This window comes from Desulfosporosinus burensis, assembly GCF_054657535.1.
In genome coordinates this window covers 175,206-200,898 of the sequence record NZ_BAAHYN010000004.1, presented here as the reverse complement: position 1 = coordinate 200,898, position 25,693 = coordinate 175,206, and the positions used below count along the sequence as shown (strand labels likewise).

The following is a 25,693-nucleotide window of genomic DNA, read 5'->3' as shown; positions in this document are numbered from 1 at the left end:
TCAATTTAACACACTAAAGTATTTTCAAAATTATAGGGTGACATCATGCCACAATGTTCATGAATTCTAACGGTGTTATAAAAAGCTTCAATATACTCAAAGACTAATTCCTGAGCGTGTTTAGTGTTTTTAATCACATAACGGTTGAGCCATTCTCGCTTAATTAAAGCATGGAAGGCTTCTATACATGCATTGTCCCATGGGGTTCCCTTCTTTGAGTAACTGTGAATAAAATGGGCTGCTGGAGTAGCCTCTAAATAGCTTTTAGATACAAATTGAACTCCTCTGTCGCTATGGATTACTATAGGCTGACTAATCTTTCGATTCATTTTAGCTTTTTCAATGGCCTTTAATACATGTTCTGTGGATAAACTATCCGATACCTGCCAGCCTATGATTTTCCTGGAAAACAGATCCATCACACTCGTCAGATAGGCAAATCCAGATAGGGTGTAAACATAGGTTATATCCGTTACCCAAACAGTGTTGGCTGCCTTCGGATTAAAGTCTCTATTAAGAATGTTTTTAAGCTTGTTATCGAACTCGGGATCTATGGTTGTTCTAGTGTAGGGACGTACCCAGATGGCTTTTATTCCTTCTTCTCTCATGTAGTTACCGACGGTCTTCTCTGCGATTACATGCCCCCTTGATTGAAGGATTGATGTTATTTTTGGGGCTCCATATATTTGATGAGATTCATTATAAATCTCTACAATTTCAGCTTTGATTTTTTGCTTCCTTATTTCCTGATCGGATGGAGTTCGTTTGACCCAACTATAATATCCCGATGAAGAAACGCCCAATAATTTGAGCACACTGTTAACAGAAATCTTGCGCTCCTTCGATGCTAGTCTTGTTGCTAAATAAATTGATTCTGTTAGTTGTTCAGTATGCTTATAGCCTTTTTTAAGATGTCCAGCGCATCCTTTGAATCTTTTAATTCCTTCTTTAAGCGAGTAATCTCTTTTTCGGCGTCTGAGCTATGATTGCCCGATCCTCTGTGATTAACAGTACCATGATTTGTTTGAGCACTTGACACCCACTTACTTAAGGCTGACTTGCTAACTTTAAGATCTCCTGCTACTTGTTCTAGGCTTTTGCCAGATGAATGATAATACTCTACAGCATCCTGCTTGAATTCAGCACTATATTGTTTTTTGTGTTTTCCCATTAAACAGTACCCCCTAGTTCAGTTATTTTAATTTTATAATAAACCAGGGAAAATCTCTATTTCAGTTGTCCTATTTCTATTCTAGCATCAGATACTAGGTAATGAATCAGGTTATCACGGGTGTGCGTTATAGGAAAACTAATTTATAATTTAGGAGGAAAAAGAGATGAGCGAACATGAACAGAACCATGGGGAAAAGAAAGTCTATTCCATTATCGTCAACGCCAGGGAAAAAACAGTTGAGGCCCATAAACTTACATTCGAGGATGTCGTAATACTGGCCTATAACGAAGTATCAACTGACCCTAATGTAACCTATAGCGTCAGTTACTCAAGAGGTCAGTCTCCCGAAACAGGAAGCATGGTTAAGGGTGCTACCGTTACACTAAAACAAGGAATGATTTTCAATGTCTCAAAAACTGATAAGTCTTAATAAGGATTTAAAAAAGTTACGGGACGAAGGCTACGAAATTGAAGAAATAAAGGGCTTTGCATTGGTTCATGATGTTCCCTATGTTAATTCACAAACGCAAATTGGTTATGGTACGCTTATCACTAATTTGACGTTATCTGGAGATTGTACCTGTAAGCCTGATACCCACGTAATGTACTTTCGTGGAGAGGCTCCTTGCCATAATGACGGAACAGCCATTGTGTCCATTATAAACGCAACCTGTAATGGGGATTTAGGTAACGGCATCACATACAATCACACTTTCTCTAGTAGACCAGCAAATGGCTATGATGATTACTACCATAAATTCACGACCTATATTAATATATTATCGGGACCAGCTTTCTCGTTGGACAATTTCGTTACCGCAAAAACATTTAAAGTTATTGAAACTCCAGACGAATCAGTTTTGAACTACTGCGATACCAATTCCAGCAGAGCAGAAATCGGAGAAGTTACCTGTAAGTTAGAGAATCAAAAGATTGGGATTATCGGATTGGGCGGAACTGGTTCCTATGTCCTAGACTTGGTAGCTAAAACACCTGTATCGGAAATTCATCTATATGATAACGATAAGTTTTTATCTCACAATGCCTTTAGGGCGCCAGGAGCCCCTTCTATTGAACGCCTTAGAGAGCGACCGTCTAAAACAGAGTATTTTCAATCTATCTATGGGAATATGCACAAGTATATCCACTCCCATCCGTACTTTATAACAGAAGGAAATATTTCTGAGCTATTCGGGCTGAATCTTGTCTTTATTTGTATGGATAAGGGAAAAATTAAACGGCAGCTAATGAACCAATTAATTGCTAATGGGATACCATTTATTGATGCGGGTCTGGGAATTGATTTGGTTGATAATGCCCTAACAGGTCATGTTAGGGTCACAGTTAGCACTCCCCAGAAGAATGACCATCTGCATAAATACATTTCCTTTGCTGATGGTGAGGTCGACGACTATTCAACCAATATCCAAATTGCCGAGCTGAATGCCTTAAATGCGTCTCTGGCAGTAATCAAATGGAAAAAACTCTGCCGTTTCTATTATGATTTTTTGGGAGAACACCACAACCTGTACAGTATTTTAGATGGGGTGCTATTAAATGAAGAGAAACAATATTAAACACCAATTTGTATCGGTAGTCCCTGAAAAGCTGGAAGAGGGCGTAGTGTATATCAGTATTCAATACAATACAGTCCTGCATCTCTGTGCCTGTGGTTGTGGTGAAGAAGTAGTAACCCCACTAGCTCCCAACGACTGGTATTTAACCTATAACGGGCAAAGTATCTCCCTCTACCCATCAATCGGCAACTGGTCCTATAAGTGCAAATCCCATTACTGGATTAGGGATGACAGGGTGGTATGGGCAGAGACCTGGACTGACAACAAGATTCAGGAAGCGCGAAAGCGGGAGAAGAAAGGCAAAGACAGCTGGTTTAAGCGGTTATTTGGATAGGTCAAAAAAATTGTCAAAAGAGATTACTATTAAAGCTAAGGATGCCATTTTGGATTTTAGCACGCAAAATCGCAACTACTTAGCATATCAATCAGCAAGCTTTAGCAAGGAAATAGCCACGACTTGGCGTTATCAAATCGTGGCTATTTCAATTTTACTCGTGAAAGACCCTAGGCGGAGATAAAATGAGTAAGTACATCAGAGCTATGGATTCGGAGAAAAACGATTACATCGAAGTAGAGGTACCATACAAGGACGAAAGTGTTAGGGTGACATATGTTGAAAAAGGTTATGATGGAGGGCGCTGGCCGCCAAAACAAACTCAGCAGTAATCCCAGACCTCTCAAGTTCTAGAATAATACAAAGCAAACAGTCACAAATAATAACCCGATAGATTGATACTAACGAAATCAAGCTATCGGGTTATTTTAATAGGGGGGGGCTTCAATCAAGTTCGTAGAGCGTATTTTAAGGTCTCTATTTATGTTTTATACTATGCGTATTAATTGACTGGCCAGCTAGATATTTCATCGCCATTGCCCTACGACAAATATGTTCATTGAGTCACCTACCGAAATAATCCTCAATAATAATTATCACTGGCACTATAATTAGCGTTCTAAGTAGACATACAACTTGATTAAATTCCTCTCCATATAAAGGTATGGTTCCACCACCTTTATATGCAAAATATATATTTGAATTGACCTCTGAATTCCTGCTAAATTCTTCCCCGAAAGCCTTATTTTAAGGCGATTTCTAAGGTATATATTGGGAGAATTAACCTTGAAAATTTAATTAATAATATTAAATTAGTCTCTTAAAACCGAATCGACTTTTTATGCGGGTTGGGGCTTTTTGTCTACATTAAGGTATTGAAATAGACGGTATGCTATTTCATGAGGGTTGGAGGTTGTTTAACTAACATGGTTGGTGTTTGAGTATTACCAAGGTGGTAAGCCTCAGGCATTGATGAATAAGCTCGGGGTGTTAGACCGTAACCTTAACATATAATTCCACACTAAACAGACCAGAAGGCGAGTAATTTCGCCACTACTTGGTTTAAAGGTTACTTTTAAGTAGTGGTATATCCCGTGTTTTGATGCTTTGTTTTCTGGGAGTTATCAAAAATCAAACAAATCCTTTGGGTGAACTTCTAAGGCGATTGCAAGTTTATAAATGTTATCTAATGAGATGTTTCTGGTTCCACGTTCAATGTCCGAGATATACGTTCTATGTAAGTCACTATTAAATGCTAATTCTTCTTGCGAAATGGCCAGAGCTTGTCTCAATTTCCGAACACGGTTTCCGAAAAGTATCCTAATATTTTTACTCATAAAATCACTACCATCTGTTAACATTGACATTGACATAAGTGTTATACGAATGATAGAATCTCTGTAGCCTATGAGTCTACAGACTATGAGTGACATTGAGTCATAATAATAAAATTTTTCATAATGCTATATATTTCAAGGTCTTTTTTCCTTATTTCTATCTTTGATTAATTCCAGTTTATCTTTAAATAATTAGATTGTTCTAAATTCCTTAGAATTTATAATAAATATCACGGCAATTAAAAATCAAGGAGAATCTAAACTAAATAAACAATAAGGTTCTGGTTGTGTATGATGCTAGTTTGTACAAAATGGTTCTTCAGGTTAACCAACAAATTTCGACTCATCGCTTATGTTGATATATCGATTAGACTACTAAAATATTATGAGGAGGAAACAGTTATGAGAAAGTCCCTAAGTATCAAATCTTTATTCTTATGAATTATCCTAATATTCACATTTGTCTTATCTACCCTTGCCAACACATCTCTCACAACTAATAGATTTGCAGATTATGACCGTTACGAAACAGCATCACAAATTGCTAAATCTGGATGGTCACAGTCAGACTATGAGATTCTTACTTATGGTGAAAATTTTCCTGATGCACTAGCTTCTGCCCATTTGGGAGGCACTTGCAAACGTACTGATTCATGCAGATTATACTGGTAGTCAGGATATTATAATCGTAAAAGAACCTAAAACATATGTATTTTCGAATCCTGGCACATTAAGAATATCAATTTATGAACGCTATAATAAAAGTGAGCCAGAATTGAGGGAAACGCTAGGAAAAAAGTGAGCCACTTTCAATAAAAAAACCTGTATAATCAGAGAGTCGAAAATCTGATGATACGGAGGTAAAGGAGTGGCGATCGAAGTGGAAATTTACGAGAAAATTCGACATCTACACGAGCACGAGAATATGTCCCAGCGTTCTATAGCGAAGATACTTGGCATATCAAGGAACACAGTGAAGCGATATTTTAATGGATCACATGTACCTTGGGAAAGGGAGGGAACAAGCGGTCGTAACAGATATGTCATTACGGATGAAGTGTTAGACTTCATTAAAGAGTGTCTTGTTGAAGATGAGACTGAAAACATCAAAAAGCAGAAGCACACGGCAAAACGAATTTACGACAGATTAGTTGAAGAGAAAGGCTTCACTGGTGGTGAATCAACGATACGTGAGATCGTGGCGGAGGTCAAAGCCAAGCAACCGAAAGTCTTCATTCCCCTATCCTATGACCCAGGTGAAGCAATTCAAGTGGACTGGGGAGAAGCCACCGTGTACCTGGCCGGTAAGAAGATTAAAGTTAATTTGTGGTGTATGCGGGAGTGTTATAGTGCCGATATGTTCTGTAAGGTATTTTATCGCCAAAACGAAGAAAGTTTCCTCGAAGGACAAATCAGTGGGTTAGAGTACTTTGGTGGCGCTCCTCGAAAAGTTATCTTCGACAATGCAAAGGTCGCTGTCAAAGAGGGTTTTGGTGTCCATGCAAAGATACAGGCTAGATACGCTGCGTTATCGGCCCATTATGCCTTTAAACCGGAATTTTGTAATATCGCAAGTGGACATGAAAAGGGTTTGGTCGAAGGGCTTGTAGGTTGGATAAGACGAAATATCCTTGTTCCAATACCGAGAGTGGAAACCATAGAAAAGCTAAGCGCTGAACTACTTCGTCGGTGCTTAAACTATCGAAAACATACCATCAAAGGCAGAGAACAAACCGTCGGCATGATGGCTCAAAGCTCAAGTGCTAGGATGGCAAGCCTACCGAAGTTCAAGTTTGACCCTAGCAAGAGCATCATGCCCAGAGTGGATGAGTTTTCAACCGTCCGATTTGATTACAATAACTACTCGGTTCCGTTTAAGTATGTCAACAAAGAGGTCACGGTAAAAGGATACGGCAATGAGATCGCCATTCTGTATCGCAGTTCCGAGATAGCAAGGTATTCGAGGTGTTACCAAAGAGGCACTACAAAATACCAACTTGAGCATTATATTGATTTGATCGAACAACGTCCCCGCAGCGTATACAACGCAAAACCGGTTAAGAGCAACCTTACGGAAGAACTGATGGAGATAGGACGGCGATTGTCCGGTCCTCGTGAAATGGTAAAGTTATTGCGATTGTATATCGACTTTGGTGAAGAACGTTTGATGACAGCCATCAAATGCATTCAAAGCACAGAACTAACCACAGAACAAATTCAGGCGCACCTTATACCGGTTAATCAACCGACTAAACTACCATTAAAGCAAGACATCAAAGTAGCAAAACCTCAGTTCGAAAAATATAACGACCTCATGAATAGGGGTGCTGCAGTATGAGTAGTAGCTTAAATCCCTTAAAAGAGACCATAAAAATCTACGCAAAACAACTACGAATCCCTTCGTTTACAAGCTATGAAACTATCGTCAGACAACTTTCTACCAACGATGGCTATGATAAATTCTTGTGTGAACTTATGAAACTAGAACTCACTCAGAGGCAGGAATCAGGACAGCGCCGAAGGATTAAACAAGCAGGATTCCCAGTGATGAAAACGCTCGATGACTTCAACTTTGATAGGCTGGAGCACGTTTCAAAGGGCTATATTCAAGAACTTGCATCCTGTGATTTTATCAAAAATAGACAAAATATTGTAATGATCGGCAACTCGGGATCAGGGAAAACCCATCTTTTGACGGGGTTAGGTATGAAAGCCTGTTACGCTGGGTTTAATGTGAAATTCTTCACAGCTGTTCATCTTGCCAATGAGCTAGCCGAAGCTGTGCAGTTTAACCGATTGTCAAAGCTAGAAAAGACCCTTAGCAAGGTGGATTTATTGCTGATCGATGAATTGTCCTACCTGACCTTCAACCGGCACCAGTCAGAGATGCTGTTCCAGGTAATATCGGAGCGATCGGAACGAGCCAGCATTATAATAACAACCAATCTGGAATTTTCAAGTTGGACCGACCTCTTTGAAAATGAAATGATGGTTGCCGCCTTGATCGATAGGATTACCTTCCGTTCGCATATTCTCAATATGAACACCGTGGATTCCTATCGGCTCGAACAGACGATATTAAACGGAAAAAGGGCTGAGAAGCATAAATAAAGGTAGAATGGAGTAATACCATGACTAAACAAAATCGTCACATTAGGAAACTCATTCAAATCTTGGTAGATAGAAACGTCTCTGCTATCTATCCGTTTGAGGTGGCCCATCTCTTACAATGCCCTGAAGAAGCAGTATTAGACGTGCTCTATAACATGGATGCGGAGGAAATACTTAAACATAGCTATGAATTACACTGTTGTGAGTGTGGAGAGGTAATGAGTGTTTTTGAAGATCCCAAACTCTTAACGAGTGCTCCATTTCCATGTCCAGGTTGTTACGCCCAAACTGAGTCAATAAATATGAACGAAACGGTGATTGCTTTTTATCCATTAGTTAACGCTTTATCATCACTGAATAATCCGGATCGAATTGAGCCACAATTCCGGACGGTGAGAGCCACAGTTCCGGATTTTCAGAGCCACCCTTCCGGAAAGAGAGCCACTCTGGGGTCGACTTGACATGGGACCCTACGTCGGATGCTTCCATGGGTCGAGGGCTGTGGCTCATAAGGCGGCATTCCTCTTGGGAAGCCCCATCCCTTGATTTAGGGTAGCATCCTCCGCCCCCATGTAAAGTCTTAATATGGGGTCACGGGGTCAACGGGGGTTGACTTCCAGTTACTGAGACTGCTCCATGCCCATGGGTGTAAACGAATAAGTGGCCCAAGCCTCCGGAGGGATGGCTCACTTTTACCGGAGAGGTGGCTCAACAACCTCCGGAACGCTGGCTCTGTCGAACCGTAATATTCAATCACCACCCAAACTAAATAAAAGTTTCGTGCTCTGTTGACCGAGGTAAATTCTTTGCAATAATGGATCATGGAATACATGGTCGAGAATTCAATACGGAACGGCTAAAATCGGGCTATGGATAGTGCCACAATGTGGACAACCTTGCGCTGGCCGCTTCAGGTTGACCACATTGCTTGGTCAAGCAATTTAGGGTCTATCTTAAAAGAGCTTGACCACACTATCCACAGCCCCGGCGGCAGGAACAAGATTGTTGTTGATGATTACGCATAAGAAGGGACGTAAAGTATGTTTCGGCAACATCTATGAAGGCTAGCCCCTTGTACTTTTATGTTGTTCAGCTATTGCCGTTGTAGTGGCTCACTTTTTCCAGCGTTTAAGCAATAATGGCTCACATTTTTGCTGGCATTAGTGGCTCACTTTTTTTCTGGCGACTGGCTCACCTTTTTCTTGACAATCGCAATCAATTGCAGAAGCGTACAGAGGAGGAGTATGTGACCCAAGAAATCCCAATATCTTTAAGATGTTTAATTTTATAAATAATAGTGAAAGAGCAGGGGTGAGTAAATGAAAAAACGGATAACAGCGACTACAATTGGTATTTCTATTCTTTCCATATCATTAGTGGGCTGTGGAGGTGGAACTCAGACAGCTCAGACTCAGACAGCCCAGACTCAGACAGCTCAGACTAAAACAGCTCAGACAAACCAAGCAACCAAAAACATCGACTCAGCTCAGGACGGTAAATATACTTATAGTGTAAAAGATGGCAAAGCAAAAATTACGAAGTACGATACAACAATTGAACCAAGTGGTGAATTTTTAATACCAAGTACATTAGGAGGATTTCCTGTAACAGGTATCGATAACATGGCTAATTATGATAATTCTGCTTTCAAAGGCATAACTAGTATTAAGTTTCCGCAAGAAGTTACAAGTATCGGTATGAGAGCTTTTGAGAATTTCACAGGCTTAACTACTATTAGCATTCCACAAGGAAGTATTGGTCCACTAGCTTTTAACGGTTGCACAGGCTTAACTAGTATTTACATTTCGCAAGGAGTAACAAGTATCGATGAAATGGCTTTTATCTATTGCAAAGGCTTAACTACTATAAGCATACCGCAAAGTGTGGCTAGTATTGGTTCAGAAGCTTTTCGGTATTGCACGGGCTTAACTAGTATTACAATTAACTCAGCAACAACAAAAATAGACACTGGATACTCGGGAGTAGTCATTGAGGCCAAAGCAACGATTATAGGACATGACCCATCTACTGCAAAAGATTATGCTATGAAACATGGCAATAAGTTCGTAGTTATAAATTGATGGCTTTACTATTCAACCGTACCTTAGCTACTTAAAAGGTCATGTTGATATAGAAGTTAAAATGGAGGATTTATTTTGAAGAGATTGGCGTTGTTATTTATTACACTTTCTTTAGTTTTTTTAATGACATTATTCGGATGCTCAAAAAACAATACCGTGTCGGGTATATTTATTAAGCAAAACTATAGTAAGGAATACATCCAATTGAAATCTGATGGTACTTTCAAAGATAAAGACTCTCTTAGTGAAATCAATGGAAAATATACTATTAACGGAGATAAGTTAACAATGGATTATAAAAGTGAGAGTGTTACGGCTACTATTAATGGCAATACAATCATCTTTGATAAGAATGGGCTTAAATACACGAAAGAATAGAACTCGCTCATATCTAAAACACACTCTGGCTCTCTTTCTAGGACACTAGTTCACCAGACATGTGGCGCATTTCAAAACGGAATGGTGACTCCGCCACGGTTTTTCCGCAATTATGAGTGTTAAATCTGTTTTTATGAAAAGCTTAGATACGGATACTCAAAGACCTACTGAAGTACCAAAGCATACATACTCAGATTTGCGGAAGAACCTCCGCCGCACCGCAATATTCAGAATAGGAATATAAATGGGAATATGCGATGATTATTACTTTATAAGGCTCCCTTTGAGTTAAGCATTCAGATTGTTTAGGTTCTTCAACAGTTTAGAAAAATGACCAAACCGTGCGAAAATTACTTTTTCCTACGGATAAGAGACGAACCGACTGACTAACTTTAAGCAGCAAAAAGAATTTATATAAACACCAGTGTAGAAAGAGTCTTCCATACTGGTGTTTTTTGAATCCAAGTATGTTTAGCTAGCCGCCTAATAAATACCTAGCTATTTTGATATTTTTCCACGAGATTGGACTGAGGAAAATATTATTTGTAGCACTGACCAAAACTGCGTTCTCCAATCCTTGAGATACCATGCATTCAGGGCCAGGTCAACTTTTACTGAGCGTAATTATGTGTGTTATAGAGATAGCCACCTTTCCATCCATTTTGTCACAACACATAATCCTACTCCTTCAATTACTTGTCGAAAGAGGAAATTATGATTATGATTATCGCAAGTAATAAAGGCAGGAAGGGGAATTACAATGCAAAACACTTGTAGGGAAGAGTTGCGTGAAGCATCCAAACTTTTTATTAAACAAAAAGGGAAAAACGAGTTCTCTCCTAAAGAGGTCGAAACTTTCATAAGGAACAAAGGCACCCAATATAAAGTGAGTACGATTCTTACTCATATTACGTCGAAATGCTGCAAGAATGCTCCGCAGAATCATCGGACTAAATATGACGATTTTGAAAGGATTGGAAAGGGACTTTATAAATTGGTGGGCGTCTAAATACGTCCACCGCTGATGCGGAGAACGTACAAGCTAGACTTCTCAATTTCTAATGAGTTGTCAGCTAGGGCATCCTAGCAGTTTTTACATAGTCTTTTGCGCGGACAATCCTGGTATGTGCCTGAATCACATTATATCTACGGGCTAGAGAGGAAGTTACAATGGTGGAAACTTCACCGAAAATAATATTTTTTCGGGTGGGTTGGATGGAACAATATAAAGGGAAAAGTAATGGGGATGAAATTTACGGTGGGGGTTCTTATGTGACGGAGAATGATTACGGTCACGAAGTATTTAACTTTTTACCGTATCACGGATATATGTATGGGTATGTAGAGCCACCCCGTGGTGGAAATATTAATATTGTGCGAATCGGAGCAACAAAAGTTCAAGAGTCGATAGAGGATGTATTAGTTGTTTGGGTTGCTCCTAGAAAATCTGGCGGAGTGTTTATAATTGGTTGGTATAAAAATGCTACGCTATATAGGTGCAGGCAGGCACCCGATGACCTAAATAGAAAGTTCAAAGGAGATATGATAGGTTTTCGGGCTAAAGCAAAAGAGGAAGACTGTACGTTATTACCTTTCGATAAGAGAATATTGAAGATACTAATGGGTTCAGGCGGAATGGGTCAGTCAAACATCTGGTATGCAGATGGACAAGAGCATGAAACTATTAGGCATGAAGTATTGGAGTTTATTAACAGCGGGGGCATACATTTTAAGGGTAAAGAAAAATTCCTAACCAAAAACAATGACCCGCTCGAACGGGCAAAGGTCGAAGGAATAGCGGTGGAGTTAGCAGTTGATTATTATAGAACTCAGGGATATGAAGTGAAATCGGTAGAAAAGGACAACGTGGGATGGGATTTAGAAGGTTACATCAATAGCGAACTGTTTGTACGAATTGAGGTCAAAGGATTGTCGGGAAAGGCACCAACTTTTGAGCTAACGCCTAATGAGTATGCCATGATGGGGAAGTTTAAGGATAGCTACAGGTTATGTGTGGTTACCTCGGCATTAAGTGCTCCGCTTTTAGGGGTATACAATTATTCACCAGATATTGGAGCCTGGCAAACTGATGAAGGTATTGTTCTTAAGCTAAATGAAGCAGTCAGTGCTAGGTTTTGCTTAAAATAGTGTAGGGGTCAAACAAAAAAAGTATTCTTGAAGGATATGGATATGCACCTGTTAAAATGAAAATTACATAAGAGGGCATCCACTTTATTAAAAAGTGCTTCATATTAAGACTTTGAACAAACGAGAACGCTTAGAAACGGAGTAGGGCATTCATTAGATTGAATGCCCTACTCGCATCGTGGTACGAAGATAGTGTAAACAAGTTCAGACAGAAGGAGGAATTTGATTTAATTGGTAGAATAATGTAATTAAAGATTCGAAAACACATCGGAGGGTTTTGAAAATGAAGAAAAACTTCATTTGTCAATAGAAAAGGAAGGGATACTATGGCAGCCGACAAAAAGTATGCAATTCTGAATCAGGAAAGCCCTGCAATTGAAAAAGTATTCACTGTAGATTCTCCAAAAAGAAGATTGGTTGATGCTTTTGCTATTGCCAAGAACGTCAATAAATTGATGAATTATCTTAATCCTATTATCTCAAATATTGATAATGTTAAAGAAGTTATTAAGCCAAATGTGAAGTATGTAGTGCAGATTTCGAAAGAAATCCTTGATAAAATCGATAGTGGAGATTTTGATTTCATGAAATCAGGTGGTGAAACGATAGCAAATATTGTCGATAAAACGCGCCCGAGAAACCCTGTTGTGAAGCAATTAAGGATGACAAAAGAAGCTTTTGGTAATCCACAGGCCAGAGCTGTAATTGGACAAATGGCACAAAATATTGCTATCCAACAGCAGTTGGCGAGTATTACGGAGAGATTGGATGAAATAGCAGATAAAGCTGAAAGAATCTTAATTGGACAAATGACTGACAGACTAGGATTTATTTACGGTTCGTGGGATACATATCAGCAAGCACTTTATATAGGAAATGAAGAATTACGGAATGCTTTGAAATATGATGTTATTCAATCATTGAATATTGGAAGACAGCAGTTATTACAGTATATTAGTTCTCTAGACAAGTTTTTTGATGAATTACCAGTTACAGAGTTTGACACTGCATTGAGAAACATTAATGGAAAACTAAAAAAAGATTGCGTAGATACTCTTAATTCATGCAATCAGGCATTGATAGGGATAGCATTATCTACAGTATTATTAAGCAACATCTATTTATCTTATGATGAGACAGGTGTTTTAGAAGTTCTTACGAAACCGCTGATAGAAATAATAGAAACCCGAAGAAAAAATATTTTGCATATAGCTAACATTGCAAGTCAACAAGATAAACCTTTGGATTGGGTGATAAACCCAAATGAATTGAAAAGTTTCTTAAATGAAATAAAAAATCCTGTTAAAATGAAACGAGATATTTTAGAAATTGAAATTTCTGGTGTTGAATTAATTAAATGGAGGGAGGGAAGGGACAATGAATAATAACAAAAAGGATATGCCCAGTCTTGGAAAATGGGCTAATGTAGGTGAATTAATTGGAAATACTTTAAAAACAGTAGCAGGAGCTTTAGTATTAGCAGTAACTATTATTGGGCTAGTTAAAGAAGTAAAAAAATCAACATAATAAGTTTAAGTTGATAAGAATGAGCATACTGGGTATTTGAAAAAAATACAATTCAAGCTATCATTATCTATATACTGTGACGCTCTTGTAGGTCTATATGAACTGACTACCAACGGAATTTAAACAATCATTGGATGTATTTGCGGAGTGGGAAAGAAGTTTCGAAACAGACGACCTTATACTATTTACTAGGTTATACATAGAATCGTTCCCAAGATTGTTCCCAAAATGGGATGACATTGTACGATTTCAGATAGTACCAGATGGAAAACGAAATGTCTTCAACCCGCTTATACAGCACGTTCCAGGACTACCTGTAAGAGAACAGCATCGCTTTCAGCTCACTCGTAATGAGCAGGTCGTCGGTTCGATTCCGACCATCGGCTCCATAGAAAACTTAGACCCCGCATGATTGCGGGGTTTTTGCTTTTTGTAACTATTTTGTTTTTGCCCTTAACGTTGCAACCGCGTTGTGGATATAGAATAATGAGAAGACCAAAAATTATCAAAACATTTGTTAGATTATGTATTATTATATTGTACTATGTATTCTGCGTGTATTTTGGGTGGATAAATTAAATGGATGAGATTCAAGTTTGTTAGTTTTTACGCTAAGAGAAAATACCCTCATTCTTGTCATGTTATCAAAGGTTGTAGTGATTGATCTTTTCGATCCTTCTTCGAAAAATATATTTTGTCGGGCCTGTTCCTTAAAGGAATTAAGTTTTGGATTTATGTTGATTCTTCTGTTAGCAAGGGTTTTCAGATTTTACACAAATTTCATATTTAGTATGCTAATTATAAGTTGCCAACTTGAAAGAGTATTCTTCTTAAATTCAATATGAAGGAGGTGATTAGTTTGCTAACAACGTTGGATTTCTCACACCGACGATGGCCGTAGTCCTGCTAGTTGGTCCTGTCGTTATTTTTGGGCCTGGAAAACTACCAGAGTAGGGTAAGTCTAAACTTGGAGCATTTGGAAACAGGTGCTTTTTCATGTCCTGTCGTAGTATGCGACTTACGGTTGGTATAGATCGGGGGAAGAGGTTGATTTGAAAATGTCAACCTGTCATAAGATAAAAGGAATGCGAATTATGTATTTACTCAAATTTAAAACCCTTAAGAATATAGCTTTCAATATTGTTTTTGCCCCAAGCCGTAAAATTCCATTAAAGCTACTATGCTATTAAATGGGGACATCATGTCCCCAAAATATACCCAACAATAACTAGATAAGAAACCTCACACCGTATGAAATTAGAATTTATTGAACAGAACCTAATTATGCAAAAATGATTTCTCTCACTGGCGATGAACATAGAAAAAATGGTGGGAGTCTTTTTTATGTACATCAACTAAATCCCTTTTTAACAGAAACGAAAATCGGTCTATAAATGATGTCGATGAGTGGTACGTTATACGAGTCCGAATCACCATTTTAGACAGGCCAATAATATTGAGATCGCTGGGGTTATGTTTGTGTTCATATAACATTACTGGTATAATTTAGTGAATTAATGATAAGCTGAGTATGTGTGTCTGTACCGAATATAATAAAGTTTTAAAGGAGCGTGAATTATGTTTTCTGATAACTTCAAGAGTATGTTTCGTGAATATGATATCAGAGGTCGAGTCAATGAAGAGGAATTAAACGACGAAAGTGTAGCTTTACTTACTAAAGCGTTTTCCACTTTCTTAGATAGAGTTTCTATTAAACGGGTAGTAGTTGGGTACGACAATCGAAGTTATTCTGAAGGATTTTCAGAAGTCGCTATTAATACGTTTGTGAAAATGGGCTTTGAGGTTTTTGATATTGGACTAAGCCTTAGTCCGGTGGCTTATTTTGCACAGTATCATTTAAAAAGTCCTGGAGTAATGATGATAACAGCTAGTCACAATCCCAACGGATGGTCCGGCTTTAAATTGGGCCACGGATACTCCAAAACGATTGGACCTGATGAAGTAAAAGAGCTTTACAAAATCATAGAAAGTCAGGATTTCATTAGCGAGGAAAAACTTGGTACAAGGAGCAAAGTATCGGTTCGGGACGCTTATATCGAGGCTATTACTAGTCGAATACATATCGAATCAGACTACGCACCACGAGTTGTAATCGATGCTGGAAATGGTGGAGCTGGGTTATTTGCTTATGAGGTTTTCCAAAACATTGGATGCAGTACCTTCCAGTTGAATTGCGATCCCGACACAAGTTACCCACATTATTTCCCCAACCCTTCGGATTTAGAGGCGCGTAAACGTTTAGCCGAGATGGTTGTTCACCCTTACATCAATGCAGACATTGGTATTTCATTTGACGGTGATGGTGACCGTATAGGAGTAGTCGACGAAAATGGTGAAAATATTTGGAGTGATAAAATCCTGATCATTTTAGCAAGGCAACTTTTGGAAAGGAAAAAGGGCGCCAAAATAGTGTTTGATGTCAAGTGTACACAAGGCCTCATCGATGATATTACTAAACGTGGTGGAATTCCAATAATGTGGAAAACTGGCCATTCGTATATTAAAGCCAAAATGCATTCTGAAGAAGCCGAGCTTGCCGGCGAACGTAGTGGACACATCTTTATGGGGGATGATTATTATGGTTTCGACGATGCAATTTTTGCTGCCGCTAAACTCGTCGAATATATTTCTCATGTGAAAAAGTCGCTATCGGAAATTGTTGAAGATTTGCCACAATATTTTACATCTCCAGAAATTAAAGCTCATTGTGCAGATACAGTAAAGTACAAAGTTATAGAACAAGTTGTCTCTGACTTTAAGAAGGAGTACGGAGATAATGTTATTGATATTAACGGTGCAAGAGTCGTATTTGCAGATGGGTGGGGCTTAGTTAGAGCTTCATCTAACCTACCTGAACTAGTTCTGATTTTTGAGGCTAAAACAAAAGAAAGATTATTTGAAATCCGCCAGATATTTAAAGAGAAACTCAACCAGTTTAAAGAAGTTGACTCCGAATGGCAGAACGACTTGAAAGACTAGCCTAGTTTAGTCCACTTCTTAAACTCCCATTTCTTGTTGTAAGTGGGAGTTTCCCTATGCTCTGCTTCGGTAACGAAAGCATTTCCTGAGATCCCTAGAAAACCTAGACCCCGCAAGTGATTTGCGGGGTCTAGGTTTTCTAGTATAAGCGGGATGTAATGGACAGGCAACACCTTATTGCACTGCAACTGAAAAAGCTGCCTAAGGAATTTCCCTAGTCTACGCATCAGATTTATCATCAATACTGGTTTCAATAATGTCAGGAGTTACCGGAGCGGTGTTAATTCTTGGTACAATGGGCGTGATATGTGTTATGGGTGCGACAGAGCTAGTTGTAGCGCTTTTAACGTTGCTATAGACTGATTCGACCTTATTTTTAACAGCCGTCACCTTAAAATACCAGATGTTAGTGTCTGTCCCTGTATCCTCCCTGAAGTTCAAATAAGTATTTCTGAAGTAAATTAATACGAGAGAACCTGCATTGTTTTGCGGGTTCCCTCGTATTAAAGAGTTCTATGACGCTATGCTACACGCTTGAGGGACGACTACAAATTATGCATATTTAGGTACGCTTATTCATGTAGTCTCTAAGCCATAGCATATGAAATTCTTCATCAAGAAGATATTCCATAAGAGTATCACGAAGTTCTGAATAATGCTTATCTTTACTCTCAGTGATAAAAGTTCGATACGCTTCCATTGCCTTATTTTCCAGTGCTATGCCAAGCTTGCAAGTGTTATGCTGACCCGTTGAGCCAACCATATCTCCCACTAAACCTCCAGCTAATTCAAATAACGAACCTGCAAACTTAGGGACTTCGACTTGAGCTTTGTCTAACACCTGGGCGAAAAAATCAGCATGGCCACTTTCGATTTGGACCATCTTTTCGAAGGCTTTACAATAGTATTCATCAGTCGATGTCGAAACTTGAGCTTCATAAAAAGCTACCTGAAATGTTTCTAGTGTATAAAACTCCTTTAAGCGAAACATTAACTTGTCATCCATTTTTACACCCTCGTATTGTAATATTTATGGTATAGAATTCATCAAAAATAGTTTTCATATTCATCCGCCATTTTCTGAGTATGAAATAGGATATAGGAAATCCGTCTGACTATATATGAAGACTAAACCCTGCTCTTTGTGGGTTTTTGTTATTAATATCACGAAAGCCTAAGATTTGATAGAACCTTGTCCAACCACCTTGAATAGTATGGGAGAAGGGGGGGGTTGAGATGATACTATGTATTGATCCAGGGCATGGGGGTTATGATTCGGGAGCGGTCGGTAACGGATTGCTTGAGAAAGACCTTGCTTTGGACATTTGCCTTAAACTCAGATCTATACTTGAGTACAATGGAATAAAATGCGTTCTTACTCGCGAGGGAGATTATGCGCCTGGGTATCTAAGCACCCTAAACGGAGATCTATCTACTCGAGTTAAGATAGCGGAGGAAGCCAAAGCAGATCTATTCATTTCAGTGCACATTAACGCAGGAGGTGGTACAGGAGTAGAGGTGCTCATTAGTGGGAGGGGTGGACGTGCGGAAACAGCAGCGAACAAGGTTTTACCTTATCTTGTTCAAGTCGGAGGCTGGGCAAATCGTGGAGTAAAAACACAGAATGTGTTGGTACTGAGGGAAACAAGTATGCCGGCAATTTTAACGGAAAATGGATTTATCGATAATATTAAGGATATTGCAAAGCTAAAGGAACCGAATTTTCGTCAGTCCCTGGCATTTGCCCATGCCAAAGGTATTTGTGATTTTTGGGGGGTTCAATACAAGGAACCAGTTTCAGTTCCAGGCCCACCAACCGCTAATGTCATGTTCCGTGTCATTTTAGATGGCAGACAGACCATGGCGTTAAGCTCCCAAGAAAGGGCGATCACGGCAGTCAAAGAAGCGGTCGATAGTGGCCAATCAACAAAGGGCGTTATACAGCGGACAACGGATGCTGTAAACGTTTTTGAATATGTAGCCCCCCTGGCAGCCCAGAAAACTCCGATTATGGGCATAGAGACCATTACGCTTGAGCAAGGCCGTCAATTTTTGATTAAGCATAATCCCTATGCTCCGGATATTGTTCCTTTTTACCAGAGGCTTGGGGAACTACTAGGTATAAGATGGGGTTATGCAGTGGCCCAAATGATTCAAGAAACTGGTTACCTCAAATTCGGTGGAGATGTGAAGGCCGAGCAAAACAACTTTGCCGGAATTGGAGCCGTCGGAGGAGGGGTTCAAGGAGCGTCCTTTTCTACACCGGAAGAGGGGGTGTTGGCTCATTTAGAGCATCTATTTGCGTACGCTTCAATTGATCCGCTCCCTATAGGAATCCTAAAGGTCGATCCCCGTTTTGATATGGTAAAGAGGGGGAGCTGTCCGAACTGGGAAGATCTGAATGGGAATTGGGCAGTCCCGGGGAAAGCTTACGGCGAGGATGTGGTCAAGATCTATGAGAACATCGCTCGGGAACAAATTAGTTCTGACAGTGGTGAAACGTCTCTATTAAGAAAGATATTTCAAGTTATTGGGGATTACTTTAAAGGGAAAAACAGTGACCCCTTCAGCTAAAGCTGAACAACCGGTCTTTAGATACGAAGTCTGTAGTGGAGATTATACCGCAGAAAACAGAGGGACAGGTTTGTTGTTTCGAAGAAAAATAACAAACCGGTCCCTCTGTTACATCCTTGTTCGTCTCTCCTTGTTTCTCGAATAAGAAACAGCGCACCTGTCCCCTTGTATCCTTTTACTTCTTTGCATATATTTTTAATCTTGATCGATTCTATTATGCTATAATGACTGAGTGAGAAATTTTTAGACATAGAATAGAGGAAGAAGAGCATGGTTCAATCACATATTGGAGAAATAGCTGCCCTAGCTACGGCAGTCTGTTGGACGATCACTGCAGTTGCTTTTGAGTCCGCAGGGAAGAAAGTGGGGTCACTTTCCGTTAATCTCATTAGGCTTGTCATAGCCTTATTCTTGATCTCAGGGTTCAATTTGTTTACTCGGGGGATGATTCTCCCCTTCGATGCTTCAGGTTCTACTTGGATCTGGTTAACTTTTTCTGGACTAATAGGCTTTGTGATCGGAGACTTGTTTTTATTTCAAGCGTTTGTGCAAGTGGGTTCCCGGATATCAATGTTAATTATGGCTTCAGTACCACCAATTACTGCTATTGCCGGCTTCTTGATAATGGGGGAAAGAATCTCCTTATTAGGTCTAACCGGTATGCTGATTACTATTGCAGGGATTTCCCTCGTGATTCTAACCAAAAGTTCAAAGGACAAAAAAGTAAAGTTTTCTCATCCAATCAAGGGATTAGTCTATGCTTTCATTGGTGCACTAGGGCAAGCCTTCGGACTCGTTCTTAGTAAATTTGGTATGGGATCATATAACCCCGTTGCTGCCACTCAAATAAGGATAATTGCGGGGATTATCGGCTTCACTCTCGTTATCACAGTTTCGAAAAACTGGGAAAACGTCTATAATGCATTAAGAGATTCAAAGGCGATGAAAAATATCTCAATAGGATCCCTTTTTGGGCCATTCATAGGAGTTTCGCTTTCATTGGTAGCGGTTCAGTATGCCCCGACGGGGATTGTCTCTACGATCATGTCCATTACTCCGATTCTAATAATTCCAGTATCGATTTTTATTCTTAAAGAAAAGGTATTTCCAAAGGAAATTTTAGGAGCCTTTATAACCCTTATAGGAGTTTCGCTTTTATTCCTCTAAAAACAGCAGTCACGGAACTATTTTAACAAGGCATGCAATTACTTAAAAAGGAAATTTAGGGAATAGGGAAAATCATAAACTATAGGTGGGAAGTTAGAGTGGAATTTATAGTAATTGATTTCGATTCATGGGGCGAGGTAAGTAATTGTAAGGAACTCTCGCAACAAAAGATAGATGAGAACGACTTTAAATTGACTAATAGCCTTGGTAGCAAAAAGAGTATCATCAAGCAATTGGATGACTCTACTTATTTTGTAAGTATTAATGATGACCATTTTCACACAAGAATGTTGTTAACTACTAATTCATTCATTCTCCACAAGCATAGCAAGCCAGAGTTACAGATAGACAGTTGGAACAAAGCTAAGCTTATGCAAACTCCGCACGATGTCTTGAGACGTCTTGGATTTGAGGTAGTAGATAAAATCCAACATCAACTTGAAGCCCTGGAATCATTTATGGATTTGATAGAAGAACAGATCCTAGAAAACCCGCAGAAGTCACAACAGATAAAGATTATTAGATTACACAGAAAAGCTATCCGAATAAAGAAGCAAATTAATAGTCATTTGTCTGTATTTATTCGAGCAAAACAAGACAATCCGATGTGGAACGAACTAGTGCAAAACGTGCAGAGTGAATTGGATAATGCGAGACAACTTGTAGAGCTAATGGAAAATCTCAGGGAAGCCTATCAAGCGTCAGTTGATAATAAAGCAAACGATATAATGAAAATTTTAGCTATTTTAGCCACGATATTATTACCTATTAACCTACTGACGAGCTTTTTTGGAATGAATTTTACCAAGATGCCGTTGATTCATTATCAATATGGAGTGTATGTGCTTTATGGGTTAGTCGTTATCTTGGTAGCATCGATAATTATTGCGTTTAAGAAAAATAATTGGTTATAGTTATTACCCATTGGCTTAGCTAGCTAGTTCTTGCAGGATTACATCTCCTGTATAATGTATTTCGCCAAAAAGTCCTAGACACATTTCGTTAGGGCTACTATAATAAATACATACTTGCAAGTCTGAGAGAGCAAAGAAGCTCTAAGGGGCGTTTTAAAACGCTTTTTAGAGCTTCTTTTTTCATGTGATTTAGTTGGTATATAGTTTAATGTCCCGGCCAAATTTTCTTATTAGGAGATGAGTTTGATGACAATCAATACTGGGGATGTGTCTTTCGTAGTTATTTGTACTATAATAGTGTTTCTGATGACCCCTGGACTGGCATTGTTCTACGGGGGGATGGTCAGAAAACGTAATGTGCTTTCTATCATGATGCAAAGTTACGTCGCCATAGGGTTGGTCACAGTTATTTGGGTCTTATTTGGATACTCTTTAGCCTTCGGACCGGATCAGGGCCATTTAATTGGAAATTTGGATTGGGTCGGTCTAAAAGGGGTTGGGCTTTCACCTAACCCAGATTATGCTCCGACAATCCCCCATTTGTTGTTCTTCTTGTTCCAACTGATGTTTGCAATTATTACACCTGCGATCATCAGCGGAGCAACTGCTGAAAGACTACGATTTAGTGCCTTTTTATTGTTTGTAGTTTTTTGGAGCACCTTTGTCTATATCCCACTAGCCCATTGGGTTTGGGGAGTAGGTGGATGGATGCGGAATCTCGGTGTCTTGGATTTCGCCGGAGGCACTGTCGTAGAAATGGCTTCAGGAGTGTCCGGATTGGTGGCAGCCTTTGTGGTCGGCAAACGAATCACGGTGGGATATGAGTGGAACATTCCTCATCATATGCCCAACGTTCTTTTTGGCGGCGGATTGTTATGGTTTGGTTGGTTTGGATTTAACGCAGGGGGGGCAATGGGGGCAAATGGCGTGGCAGTGCTAGCACTTGCCACAACCCAAATAGCCGGAGCTGCCGGAATGATAGGATGGGCACTACTTGAATGGCTCCATCGTCGCCAGATCACAGCGTTCGGTGCTGTGAGCGGCATCATTTCCGCCCTTGTGGCAATCACACCTGCAGCAGGATATGTCTCAACCGGTAGTTCACTCCTGATTGGGTTTATTGCTGGAGGAGTGTGTTATTTAGGAGTAAGTTTACTTAAGGCCAAACTGGGCTATGATGATGCCTTAGATGTCTTCGGAATACATGGAATCGGTGGAACTTGGGGTACTATTGCTACCGGGATTTTTGCCGATCTAAGTCTTAATCCACAAGGGAAAAATGGGTTAATAAATGGTGGCGGAATGGAACCTGTCTTTATTCAATTAATTGCAGTGGCGGCAACCTACTTATTTACTGGTATCATGACGTTTCTCATCTTAAAGGGAATAGCTATGTTCACTCCGCTTAAAGCTACGGATGACGAACAAGCGAACGGTTTAGATTTGACTCAGCATAGGGAAAAGGCTTATCCTGATTTTGAACTTAGTGAGAATGCATTTATTTAAAGAGCATTTTTACCGTGTTCGCCCGTTCGGATACGGATCGCCTCTAAGACGTCATAGACAAAAATCTTGCCGTCTCCAAATTCTCCAGTTTTTGAAGCCTCAGCGATGGCGGCGATAACTTTCTCTGCTTTTTCGGTGGGAACCACCACCTCAAGTTTTATCTTCGGCAACAGCCTAGTTTCGATTTCTTGACCACGGTAAATTTGAGTGTAACCCTTTTGATTTCCGAAACCCATAACATTAGAGACGGTCATCCCCTGCACATCGATGTTCGATAACGCAATTTTTACGTCGTTTAATTTTTCGGGTCTAATAATCGCTTCGATCTTTTTCATAATGTCACCCTTTAATCTTTAAAATTTAACCTATATTAAGCTTCGATAATCCCATACAGTATATCAGAAGTTTTCTTTGGATAATATGCTTTAATATGAAAAGCCGGGCTTAAGCCCGGCTTTGAGGAGTCTTTTTCTTGAAAGGGGAATTTTTTCCTCGGTCTGGTTTACCTGTCTGCGCTTTGTCGGTCGCTTTATTTGACATCAAGTTGCCTCCCCTGTACTTAGCTTGGATTATAAGTTGTTTGTCCATCCCGGCCATAATCCGTACGTCCGTCCTGATCGGCTTGGTGGCTATAAGGTAGCTGTTCGCGTTTCGGAAAGGGTTTTTTACTTGGTTTGGGCTGATCCATAGTATTCCTCCTTAAAGTTGGAATACATTTAGGATACCCTAGGAATGGATAATTATGTTGAGATTGCATTAGATTTTCCCAACGAATTTAAAGTCCCTTATGATGCCAGTCATTCCAGGTTGCCAGTAAGCGGGCACCCCTAGACCAGTCGCTTCCTCATAGATCAGTCCCTGAATAACGCGAATAATCTCAGCGATGTTACGACCAACCTCGGGTGGATAGAGGCTGACATACTTCACCTTGCGATCTGGAGCAATGATAAAGGTTGCTCGGAAGGCAATTCCCAATTCTGCTCTAAGTACTCCATATTGATGCGTTATGAGATGGGAACGGTCGGATAATAGAACCCATTGATTTTGGAAATCATTAAGACGGATGGTCACTTTGTTGCCACCATCATATGAGGCACCTTTAAGGCGCACAAAAAAGGGATCCCCTTAAAGCTAGGAGATCCATAAAAGAGGACTAACTACATGAAAAAAACGAAAATGAACCTGCTATTATTATATGTTATATTTTGTCGAATGTAAATAAATGTAATTATGCAATATCTGGTATTTAATCAAACTGAGTTATAACCTACAGCAGTTACTTTGGAAAAAAGGTATAGAGATTGGGCCGTTCTTACCCTAAATGTGTAATTTCTGTCTTAATTCATAGACAATCATATTGACATGATTTAAGACAAATGTTAGACTCAGCTAATGAATTGAATAATTATGCTCTTATCCGGAGTGGTGGAGGGACTAGCCCAATGAAACCCGGCAACCAGCTAGTGCGTTATGATGTTCATGGCTTGCACAAAGCATGGTGCTAATTCTTGCAGAAGATTCTTCTGATAGATAAGAGGAGCGTCGATATTTTAAAAATTTGGCCTCTTCTGTTGCAGAAGAGGTCTTTTAGTACTATCAGAGAAAAGCTCTCTGAAGGCATAAGAAGCAACTAAGTGTAACAAATCTGGAGGTGGGGACATTCATGAGTGTAGAAAAGACATATGCAGAGATTAATGCCAAGATTAAAGCTGGCAAAGCAGTCGTGGTAACTGCTGAGGAACTGATAGCCCTGGTAGAGGAAAAAGGTCTCTCTCAAGCAACCCAAGAAGTCGATGTGGTAACAACAGGTACCTTTGCGCCCATGTGTTCTTCAGGTGCCTTTTTGAGTTTCGGACATACAAAACCCCGCATGAAAATGCAGAAAGTATGGCTGAACGGTGTATCTGCGTATACTGGCATAGCGGCTGTTGACGCCTATATCGGCGCCACGGAGATGCCGGATAATGACCCGCTGAACAGCAACTATCCGGGTGAATTTAAGTACGGCGGAGGTCATGTCATTCATGATCTAGTGGCCCGCAAATCTGTCAAATTGAAAGCATTAGCCTATGGCACAGACTGTTATCCACGCCAAAATCTTGAAACCACTATTACGCTAGATGAGATAAATGAGGCGATCCTTTTTAATCCCCGTAATGCCTATCAGAATTACAACTGTGCGGTAAACCTGACCGATCGGACGATTTATACCTATATGGGCATGATTAAACCTCATTTGGGGAACGCCAATTATTCAACTTCAGGACAACTGAGCCCGCTCTTGAAGGACCCTCATTTTAAGACGATCGGGGTAGGTACAAAAATTTTTCTTGGCGGCGGAGTTGGATATGTGGCTTGGAACGGTACACAACATTTCCCGTCCATGATTAATGTAGAAGGCCAGGAACTAGGTAGTGCAGGGGGAACACTGGCTGTCACCGGGGATCTAAAACAAATGAGCCCTAGATGGCTTGTCGGTACCAGTTACCTCGGGTATGGAGCAACCCTCAGTGTTGGAATAGGGGTTCCAATTCCGATTCTTAATGAAGATATCGCTCGGTATGCTGCAAAGAAAGATGAAGAACTGTTTGCCCCAATTGTGGACTATGGGGAAGCTTATCCTTCATTTACACCGGGTAATCTGGGGTATGTTAGTTATGCAGACCTAAAGAGTGGAAAGATCCAGGTGAATGGCAAGGAGATCGCTACTGCTCCATTGTCAAGTATGCCGCGGGCCCGTGAAATCGCCTCAACTTTAAAAGGGTGGATTCAAAAAGGCGAATTTCTCCTGACAGAACCGGTTAAAGCGCTTCCCTCACCCGCTGACGGCTTTATCGCTCACAGTATTAAGGAGGATTGATGAAA

At 39.9% G+C, this 25,693-nt stretch carries 27 protein-coding genes and 1 riboswitch; of the genes, 20 read left to right on the top strand and 7 right to left on the bottom strand.

Annotated elements, in window-relative coordinates:
- Positions 1-5 precede the first annotated feature (5 nt).
- Both ACYQ3Q_RS08310 and ACYQ3Q_RS08305 read right to left on the bottom strand, forming a co-directional pair.
- Positions 6-941, bottom strand: a complete 936-nt coding sequence (locus ACYQ3Q_RS08310; RefSeq protein WP_459928312.1) for an IS3 family transposase — start codon at positions 939-941, stop codon at positions 6-8.
- Entirely contained in the window at positions 878-1,171 is a 294-nt protein-coding gene (locus ACYQ3Q_RS08305) for a transposase (RefSeq protein ID WP_459927971.1), read from the bottom strand. The genes ACYQ3Q_RS08310 and ACYQ3Q_RS08305 overlap by 64 nt, the downstream gene beginning before the upstream one ends.
- A gap of 166 nt (positions 1,172-1,337) precedes the next feature.
- Here ACYQ3Q_RS08305 and ACYQ3Q_RS08300 point away from each other — a divergent pair, with 166 nt between their 5' ends.
- The 4 genes from ACYQ3Q_RS08300 to ACYQ3Q_RS08285 all read left to right on the top strand — a co-directional run bounded on the left by ACYQ3Q_RS08300 (position 1,338) and on the right by ACYQ3Q_RS08285 (position 3,417).
- Entirely contained in the window at positions 1,338-1,604 is a 267-nt protein-coding gene (locus ACYQ3Q_RS08300) for a multiubiquitin domain-containing protein (RefSeq protein ID WP_459928133.1), read from the top strand.
- On the top strand, positions 1,579-2,751 hold the full coding sequence (locus tag ACYQ3Q_RS08295) for a ThiF family adenylyltransferase (RefSeq protein ID WP_459928132.1): 1,173 nt from the start codon (positions 1,579-1,581) through the stop codon (positions 2,749-2,751). Before ACYQ3Q_RS08300 ends, ACYQ3Q_RS08295 begins: the two co-directional genes overlap by 26 nt.
- Positions 2,732-3,085 carry a ubiquitination-like system serine protease family protein gene (locus ACYQ3Q_RS08290; protein WP_459928131.1) on the top strand — a complete coding sequence of 118 codons (354 nt, stop codon included), beginning with the start codon at positions 2,732-2,734 and terminating at the stop codon, positions 3,083-3,085. Before ACYQ3Q_RS08295 ends, ACYQ3Q_RS08290 begins: the two co-directional genes overlap by 20 nt.
- Positions 3,086-3,270: 185 nt before the next feature.
- Positions 3,271-3,417 (top strand): hypothetical protein, encoded by a 147-nt coding sequence (locus tag ACYQ3Q_RS08285; RefSeq protein WP_459928130.1) that lies wholly within the window; start codon positions 3,271-3,273, stop codon positions 3,415-3,417.
- 792 nt (positions 3,418-4,209) lie between these two features.
- Here ACYQ3Q_RS08285 and ACYQ3Q_RS08280 read toward each other — a convergent pair.
- Positions 4,210-4,422: a helix-turn-helix domain-containing protein gene (locus ACYQ3Q_RS08280; protein ID WP_459928129.1), complete on the bottom strand. Its 213-nt coding sequence runs from the start codon at positions 4,420-4,422 to the stop codon at positions 4,210-4,212.
- A gap of 441 nt (positions 4,423-4,863) precedes the next feature.
- Between ACYQ3Q_RS08280 and ACYQ3Q_RS08275 the strand changes: the two genes are divergently transcribed.
- The 11 genes from ACYQ3Q_RS08275 (at position 4,864) to ACYQ3Q_RS08225 (ending at position 16,667) form a co-directional block, all read left to right on the top strand.
- On the top strand, positions 4,864-5,094 hold the full coding sequence (locus ACYQ3Q_RS08275) for a cell wall-binding repeat-containing protein (RefSeq protein ID WP_459928319.1): 231 nt from the start codon (positions 4,864-4,866) through the stop codon (positions 5,092-5,094).
- Positions 5,095-5,290: 196 nt separating this feature from the next.
- Positions 5,291-6,760, top strand: a complete 1,470-nt coding sequence (gene istA / locus ACYQ3Q_RS08270) for an IS21 family transposase (RefSeq protein ID WP_459928128.1) — start codon at positions 5,291-5,293, stop codon at positions 6,758-6,760.
- Entirely contained in the window at positions 6,757-7,533 is a 777-nt protein-coding gene (istB, locus tag ACYQ3Q_RS08265) for an IS21-like element helper ATPase IstB (protein ID WP_459928127.1), read from the top strand. The genes istA and istB overlap by 4 nt, the downstream gene beginning before the upstream one ends.
- 20 nt (positions 7,534-7,553) lie before the next feature.
- Positions 7,554-7,994, top strand: a complete 441-nt coding sequence (locus tag ACYQ3Q_RS08260) for a hypothetical protein (RefSeq protein ID WP_459928126.1) — start codon at positions 7,554-7,556, stop codon at positions 7,992-7,994.
- Positions 7,995-8,852: 858 nt separating this feature from the next.
- Complete coding sequence (locus tag ACYQ3Q_RS08255) at positions 8,853-9,614, top strand: leucine-rich repeat domain-containing protein (RefSeq protein WP_459928125.1); 762 nt, start codon at positions 8,853-8,855, stop codon at positions 9,612-9,614.
- 75 nt (positions 9,615-9,689) lie between these two features.
- A complete protein-coding gene (locus ACYQ3Q_RS08250) occupies positions 9,690-9,992 on the top strand; it encodes a hypothetical protein (protein WP_459928124.1) in 303 nt (100 codons plus the stop codon).
- Between the two features lie 760 nt (positions 9,993-10,752).
- On the top strand, positions 10,753-11,001 hold the full coding sequence (locus ACYQ3Q_RS08245; RefSeq protein WP_459928123.1) for a DUF7669 domain-containing protein: 249 nt from the start codon (positions 10,753-10,755) through the stop codon (positions 10,999-11,001).
- A gap of 206 nt (positions 11,002-11,207) precedes the next feature.
- Positions 11,208-12,140: a protein NO VEIN domain-containing protein gene (locus ACYQ3Q_RS08240; RefSeq protein WP_459928122.1), complete on the top strand. Its 933-nt coding sequence runs from the start codon at positions 11,208-11,210 to the stop codon at positions 12,138-12,140.
- Between the two features lie 326 nt (positions 12,141-12,466).
- The gene (locus ACYQ3Q_RS08235; protein WP_459928121.1) at positions 12,467-13,525 is read left to right on the top strand and encodes a hypothetical protein; all 1,059 of its coding nucleotides are present in this window, start codon (positions 12,467-12,469) and stop codon (positions 13,523-13,525) included.
- Positions 13,518-13,667, top strand: coding sequence for a hypothetical protein (locus tag ACYQ3Q_RS08230; RefSeq protein ID WP_459928120.1), 150 nt, complete (start codon positions 13,518-13,520; stop codon positions 13,665-13,667). The genes ACYQ3Q_RS08235 and ACYQ3Q_RS08230 overlap by 8 nt, the downstream gene beginning before the upstream one ends.
- Positions 13,668-15,269: 1,602 nt before the next feature.
- Complete coding sequence (locus tag ACYQ3Q_RS08225) at positions 15,270-16,667, top strand: phosphomannomutase/phosphoglucomutase (protein ID WP_459928119.1); 1,398 nt, start codon at positions 15,270-15,272, stop codon at positions 16,665-16,667.
- A gap of 562 nt (positions 16,668-17,229) precedes the next feature.
- Here the strand turns inward: ACYQ3Q_RS08225 and ACYQ3Q_RS08220 are convergent.
- Entirely contained in the window at positions 17,230-17,673 is a 444-nt protein-coding gene (locus ACYQ3Q_RS08220) for a demethoxyubiquinone hydroxylase family protein (protein ID WP_459928118.1), read from the bottom strand.
- A 230-nt stretch (positions 17,674-17,903) separates the two neighbouring features.
- On the opposite strand from ACYQ3Q_RS08220, the gene ACYQ3Q_RS08215 reads away from it, so the two are divergent.
- The 4 genes from ACYQ3Q_RS08215 (at position 17,904) to ACYQ3Q_RS08200 (ending at position 22,828) form a co-directional block, all read left to right on the top strand.
- Positions 17,904-19,241, top strand: a complete 1,338-nt coding sequence (locus ACYQ3Q_RS08215) for an N-acetylmuramoyl-L-alanine amidase (protein ID WP_459928117.1) — start codon at positions 17,904-17,906, stop codon at positions 19,239-19,241.
- Positions 19,242-19,511: 270 nt separating this feature from the next.
- Positions 19,512-20,408 (top strand): DMT family transporter, encoded by an 897-nt coding sequence (locus ACYQ3Q_RS08210; protein ID WP_459928116.1) that lies wholly within the window; start codon positions 19,512-19,514, stop codon positions 20,406-20,408.
- A 98-nt stretch (positions 20,409-20,506) separates the two neighbouring features.
- Positions 20,507-21,322, top strand: a complete 816-nt coding sequence (locus ACYQ3Q_RS08205; RefSeq protein WP_459928115.1) for a magnesium transporter CorA family protein — start codon at positions 20,507-20,509, stop codon at positions 21,320-21,322.
- Positions 21,323-21,568: 246 nt separating this feature from the next.
- The gene (locus tag ACYQ3Q_RS08200; RefSeq protein ID WP_459928114.1) at positions 21,569-22,828 is read left to right on the top strand and encodes an ammonium transporter; all 1,260 of its coding nucleotides are present in this window, start codon (positions 21,569-21,571) and stop codon (positions 22,826-22,828) included.
- On the opposite strand, the gene ACYQ3Q_RS08195 is transcribed toward ACYQ3Q_RS08200, so the two are convergent.
- From ACYQ3Q_RS08195 to ACYQ3Q_RS08185, 3 genes are all read right to left on the bottom strand, one after another.
- Positions 22,825-23,163 (bottom strand): P-II family nitrogen regulator, encoded by a 339-nt coding sequence (locus ACYQ3Q_RS08195; RefSeq protein ID WP_459928113.1) that lies wholly within the window; start codon positions 23,161-23,163, stop codon positions 22,825-22,827. The genes ACYQ3Q_RS08200 and ACYQ3Q_RS08195 overlap by 4 nt on opposite strands.
- 224 nt (positions 23,164-23,387) lie before the next feature.
- Positions 23,388-23,516 (bottom strand): hypothetical protein, encoded by a 129-nt coding sequence (locus ACYQ3Q_RS08190; RefSeq protein ID WP_459928112.1) that lies wholly within the window; start codon positions 23,514-23,516, stop codon positions 23,388-23,390.
- Between the two features lie 68 nt (positions 23,517-23,584).
- Positions 23,585-23,899, bottom strand: coding sequence for a redoxin domain-containing protein (locus ACYQ3Q_RS08185; protein ID WP_459928318.1), 315 nt, complete (start codon positions 23,897-23,899; stop codon positions 23,585-23,587).
- Positions 23,900-24,238: 339 nt separating this feature from the next.
- Positions 24,239-24,365: riboswitch (SAM riboswitch) on the top strand.
- Positions 24,366-24,491: 126 nt separating this feature from the next.
- On the opposite strand from ACYQ3Q_RS08185, the gene ACYQ3Q_RS08180 reads away from it, so the two are divergent.
- Positions 24,492-25,688 carry a homocysteine biosynthesis protein gene (locus tag ACYQ3Q_RS08180; protein ID WP_459928111.1) on the top strand — a complete coding sequence of 399 codons (1,197 nt, stop codon included), beginning with the start codon at positions 24,492-24,494 and terminating at the stop codon, positions 25,686-25,688.
- The last annotated feature ends 5 nt before the right edge of the window (positions 25,689-25,693 follow it).

Excerpts from the sequence above, each read along its gene's own strand:
- ACYQ3Q_RS08305 (WP_459927971.1), bottom strand. The coding sequence starts at position 1,171 with ATGGGAAAACACAAAAAACAATATAGTGCTGAATTCAAGCAGGATGCT.
- ACYQ3Q_RS08300 (WP_459928133.1), top strand. The coding sequence starts at position 1,338 with ATGAGCGAACATGAACAGAACCATGGGGAAAAGAAAGTCTATTCCATT.
- ACYQ3Q_RS08295 (WP_459928132.1), top strand. The coding sequence starts at position 1,579 with ATGTCTCAAAAACTGATAAGTCTTAATAAGGATTTAAAAAAGTTACGG.
- ACYQ3Q_RS08290 (WP_459928131.1), top strand. The coding sequence starts at position 2,732 with ATGAAGAGAAACAATATTAAACACCAATTTGTATCGGTAGTCCCTGAA.
- ACYQ3Q_RS08285 (WP_459928130.1), top strand. The coding sequence starts at position 3,271 with ATGAGTAAGTACATCAGAGCTATGGATTCGGAGAAAAACGATTACATC.
- ACYQ3Q_RS08280 (WP_459928129.1), bottom strand. The coding sequence starts at position 4,422 with ATGAGTAAAAATATTAGGATACTTTTCGGAAACCGTGTTCGGAAATTG.
- istB (WP_459928127.1), top strand. The coding sequence starts at position 6,757 with ATGAGTAGTAGCTTAAATCCCTTAAAAGAGACCATAAAAATCTACGCA.
- ACYQ3Q_RS08260 (WP_459928126.1), top strand. The coding sequence starts at position 7,554 with ATGACTAAACAAAATCGTCACATTAGGAAACTCATTCAAATCTTGGTA.
- ACYQ3Q_RS08255 (WP_459928125.1), top strand. The coding sequence starts at position 8,853 with ATGAAAAAACGGATAACAGCGACTACAATTGGTATTTCTATTCTTTCC.
- ACYQ3Q_RS08245 (WP_459928123.1), top strand. The coding sequence starts at position 10,753 with ATGCAAAACACTTGTAGGGAAGAGTTGCGTGAAGCATCCAAACTTTTT.
- ACYQ3Q_RS08240 (WP_459928122.1), top strand. The coding sequence starts at position 11,208 with ATGGAACAATATAAAGGGAAAAGTAATGGGGATGAAATTTACGGTGGG.
- ACYQ3Q_RS08235 (WP_459928121.1), top strand. The coding sequence starts at position 12,467 with ATGGCAGCCGACAAAAAGTATGCAATTCTGAATCAGGAAAGCCCTGCA.
- ACYQ3Q_RS08230 (WP_459928120.1), top strand. The coding sequence starts at position 13,518 with ATGAATAATAACAAAAAGGATATGCCCAGTCTTGGAAAATGGGCTAAT.
- ACYQ3Q_RS08225 (WP_459928119.1), top strand. The coding sequence starts at position 15,270 with ATGTTTCGTGAATATGATATCAGAGGTCGAGTCAATGAAGAGGAATTA.
- ACYQ3Q_RS08220 (WP_459928118.1), bottom strand. The coding sequence starts at position 17,673 with ATGGATGACAAGTTAATGTTTCGCTTAAAGGAGTTTTATACACTAGAA.
- ACYQ3Q_RS08215 (WP_459928117.1), top strand. The coding sequence starts at position 17,904 with ATGATACTATGTATTGATCCAGGGCATGGGGGTTATGATTCGGGAGCG.
- ACYQ3Q_RS08210 (WP_459928116.1), top strand. The coding sequence starts at position 19,512 with ATGGTTCAATCACATATTGGAGAAATAGCTGCCCTAGCTACGGCAGTC.
- ACYQ3Q_RS08200 (WP_459928114.1), top strand. The coding sequence starts at position 21,569 with ATGACAATCAATACTGGGGATGTGTCTTTCGTAGTTATTTGTACTATA.
- ACYQ3Q_RS08195 (WP_459928113.1), bottom strand. The coding sequence starts at position 23,163 with ATGAAAAAGATCGAAGCGATTATTAGACCCGAAAAATTAAACGACGTA.
- ACYQ3Q_RS08190 (WP_459928112.1), bottom strand. The coding sequence starts at position 23,516 with ATGGATCAGCCCAAACCAAGTAAAAAACCCTTTCCGAAACGCGAACAG.
- ACYQ3Q_RS08180 (WP_459928111.1), top strand. The coding sequence starts at position 24,492 with ATGAGTGTAGAAAAGACATATGCAGAGATTAATGCCAAGATTAAAGCT.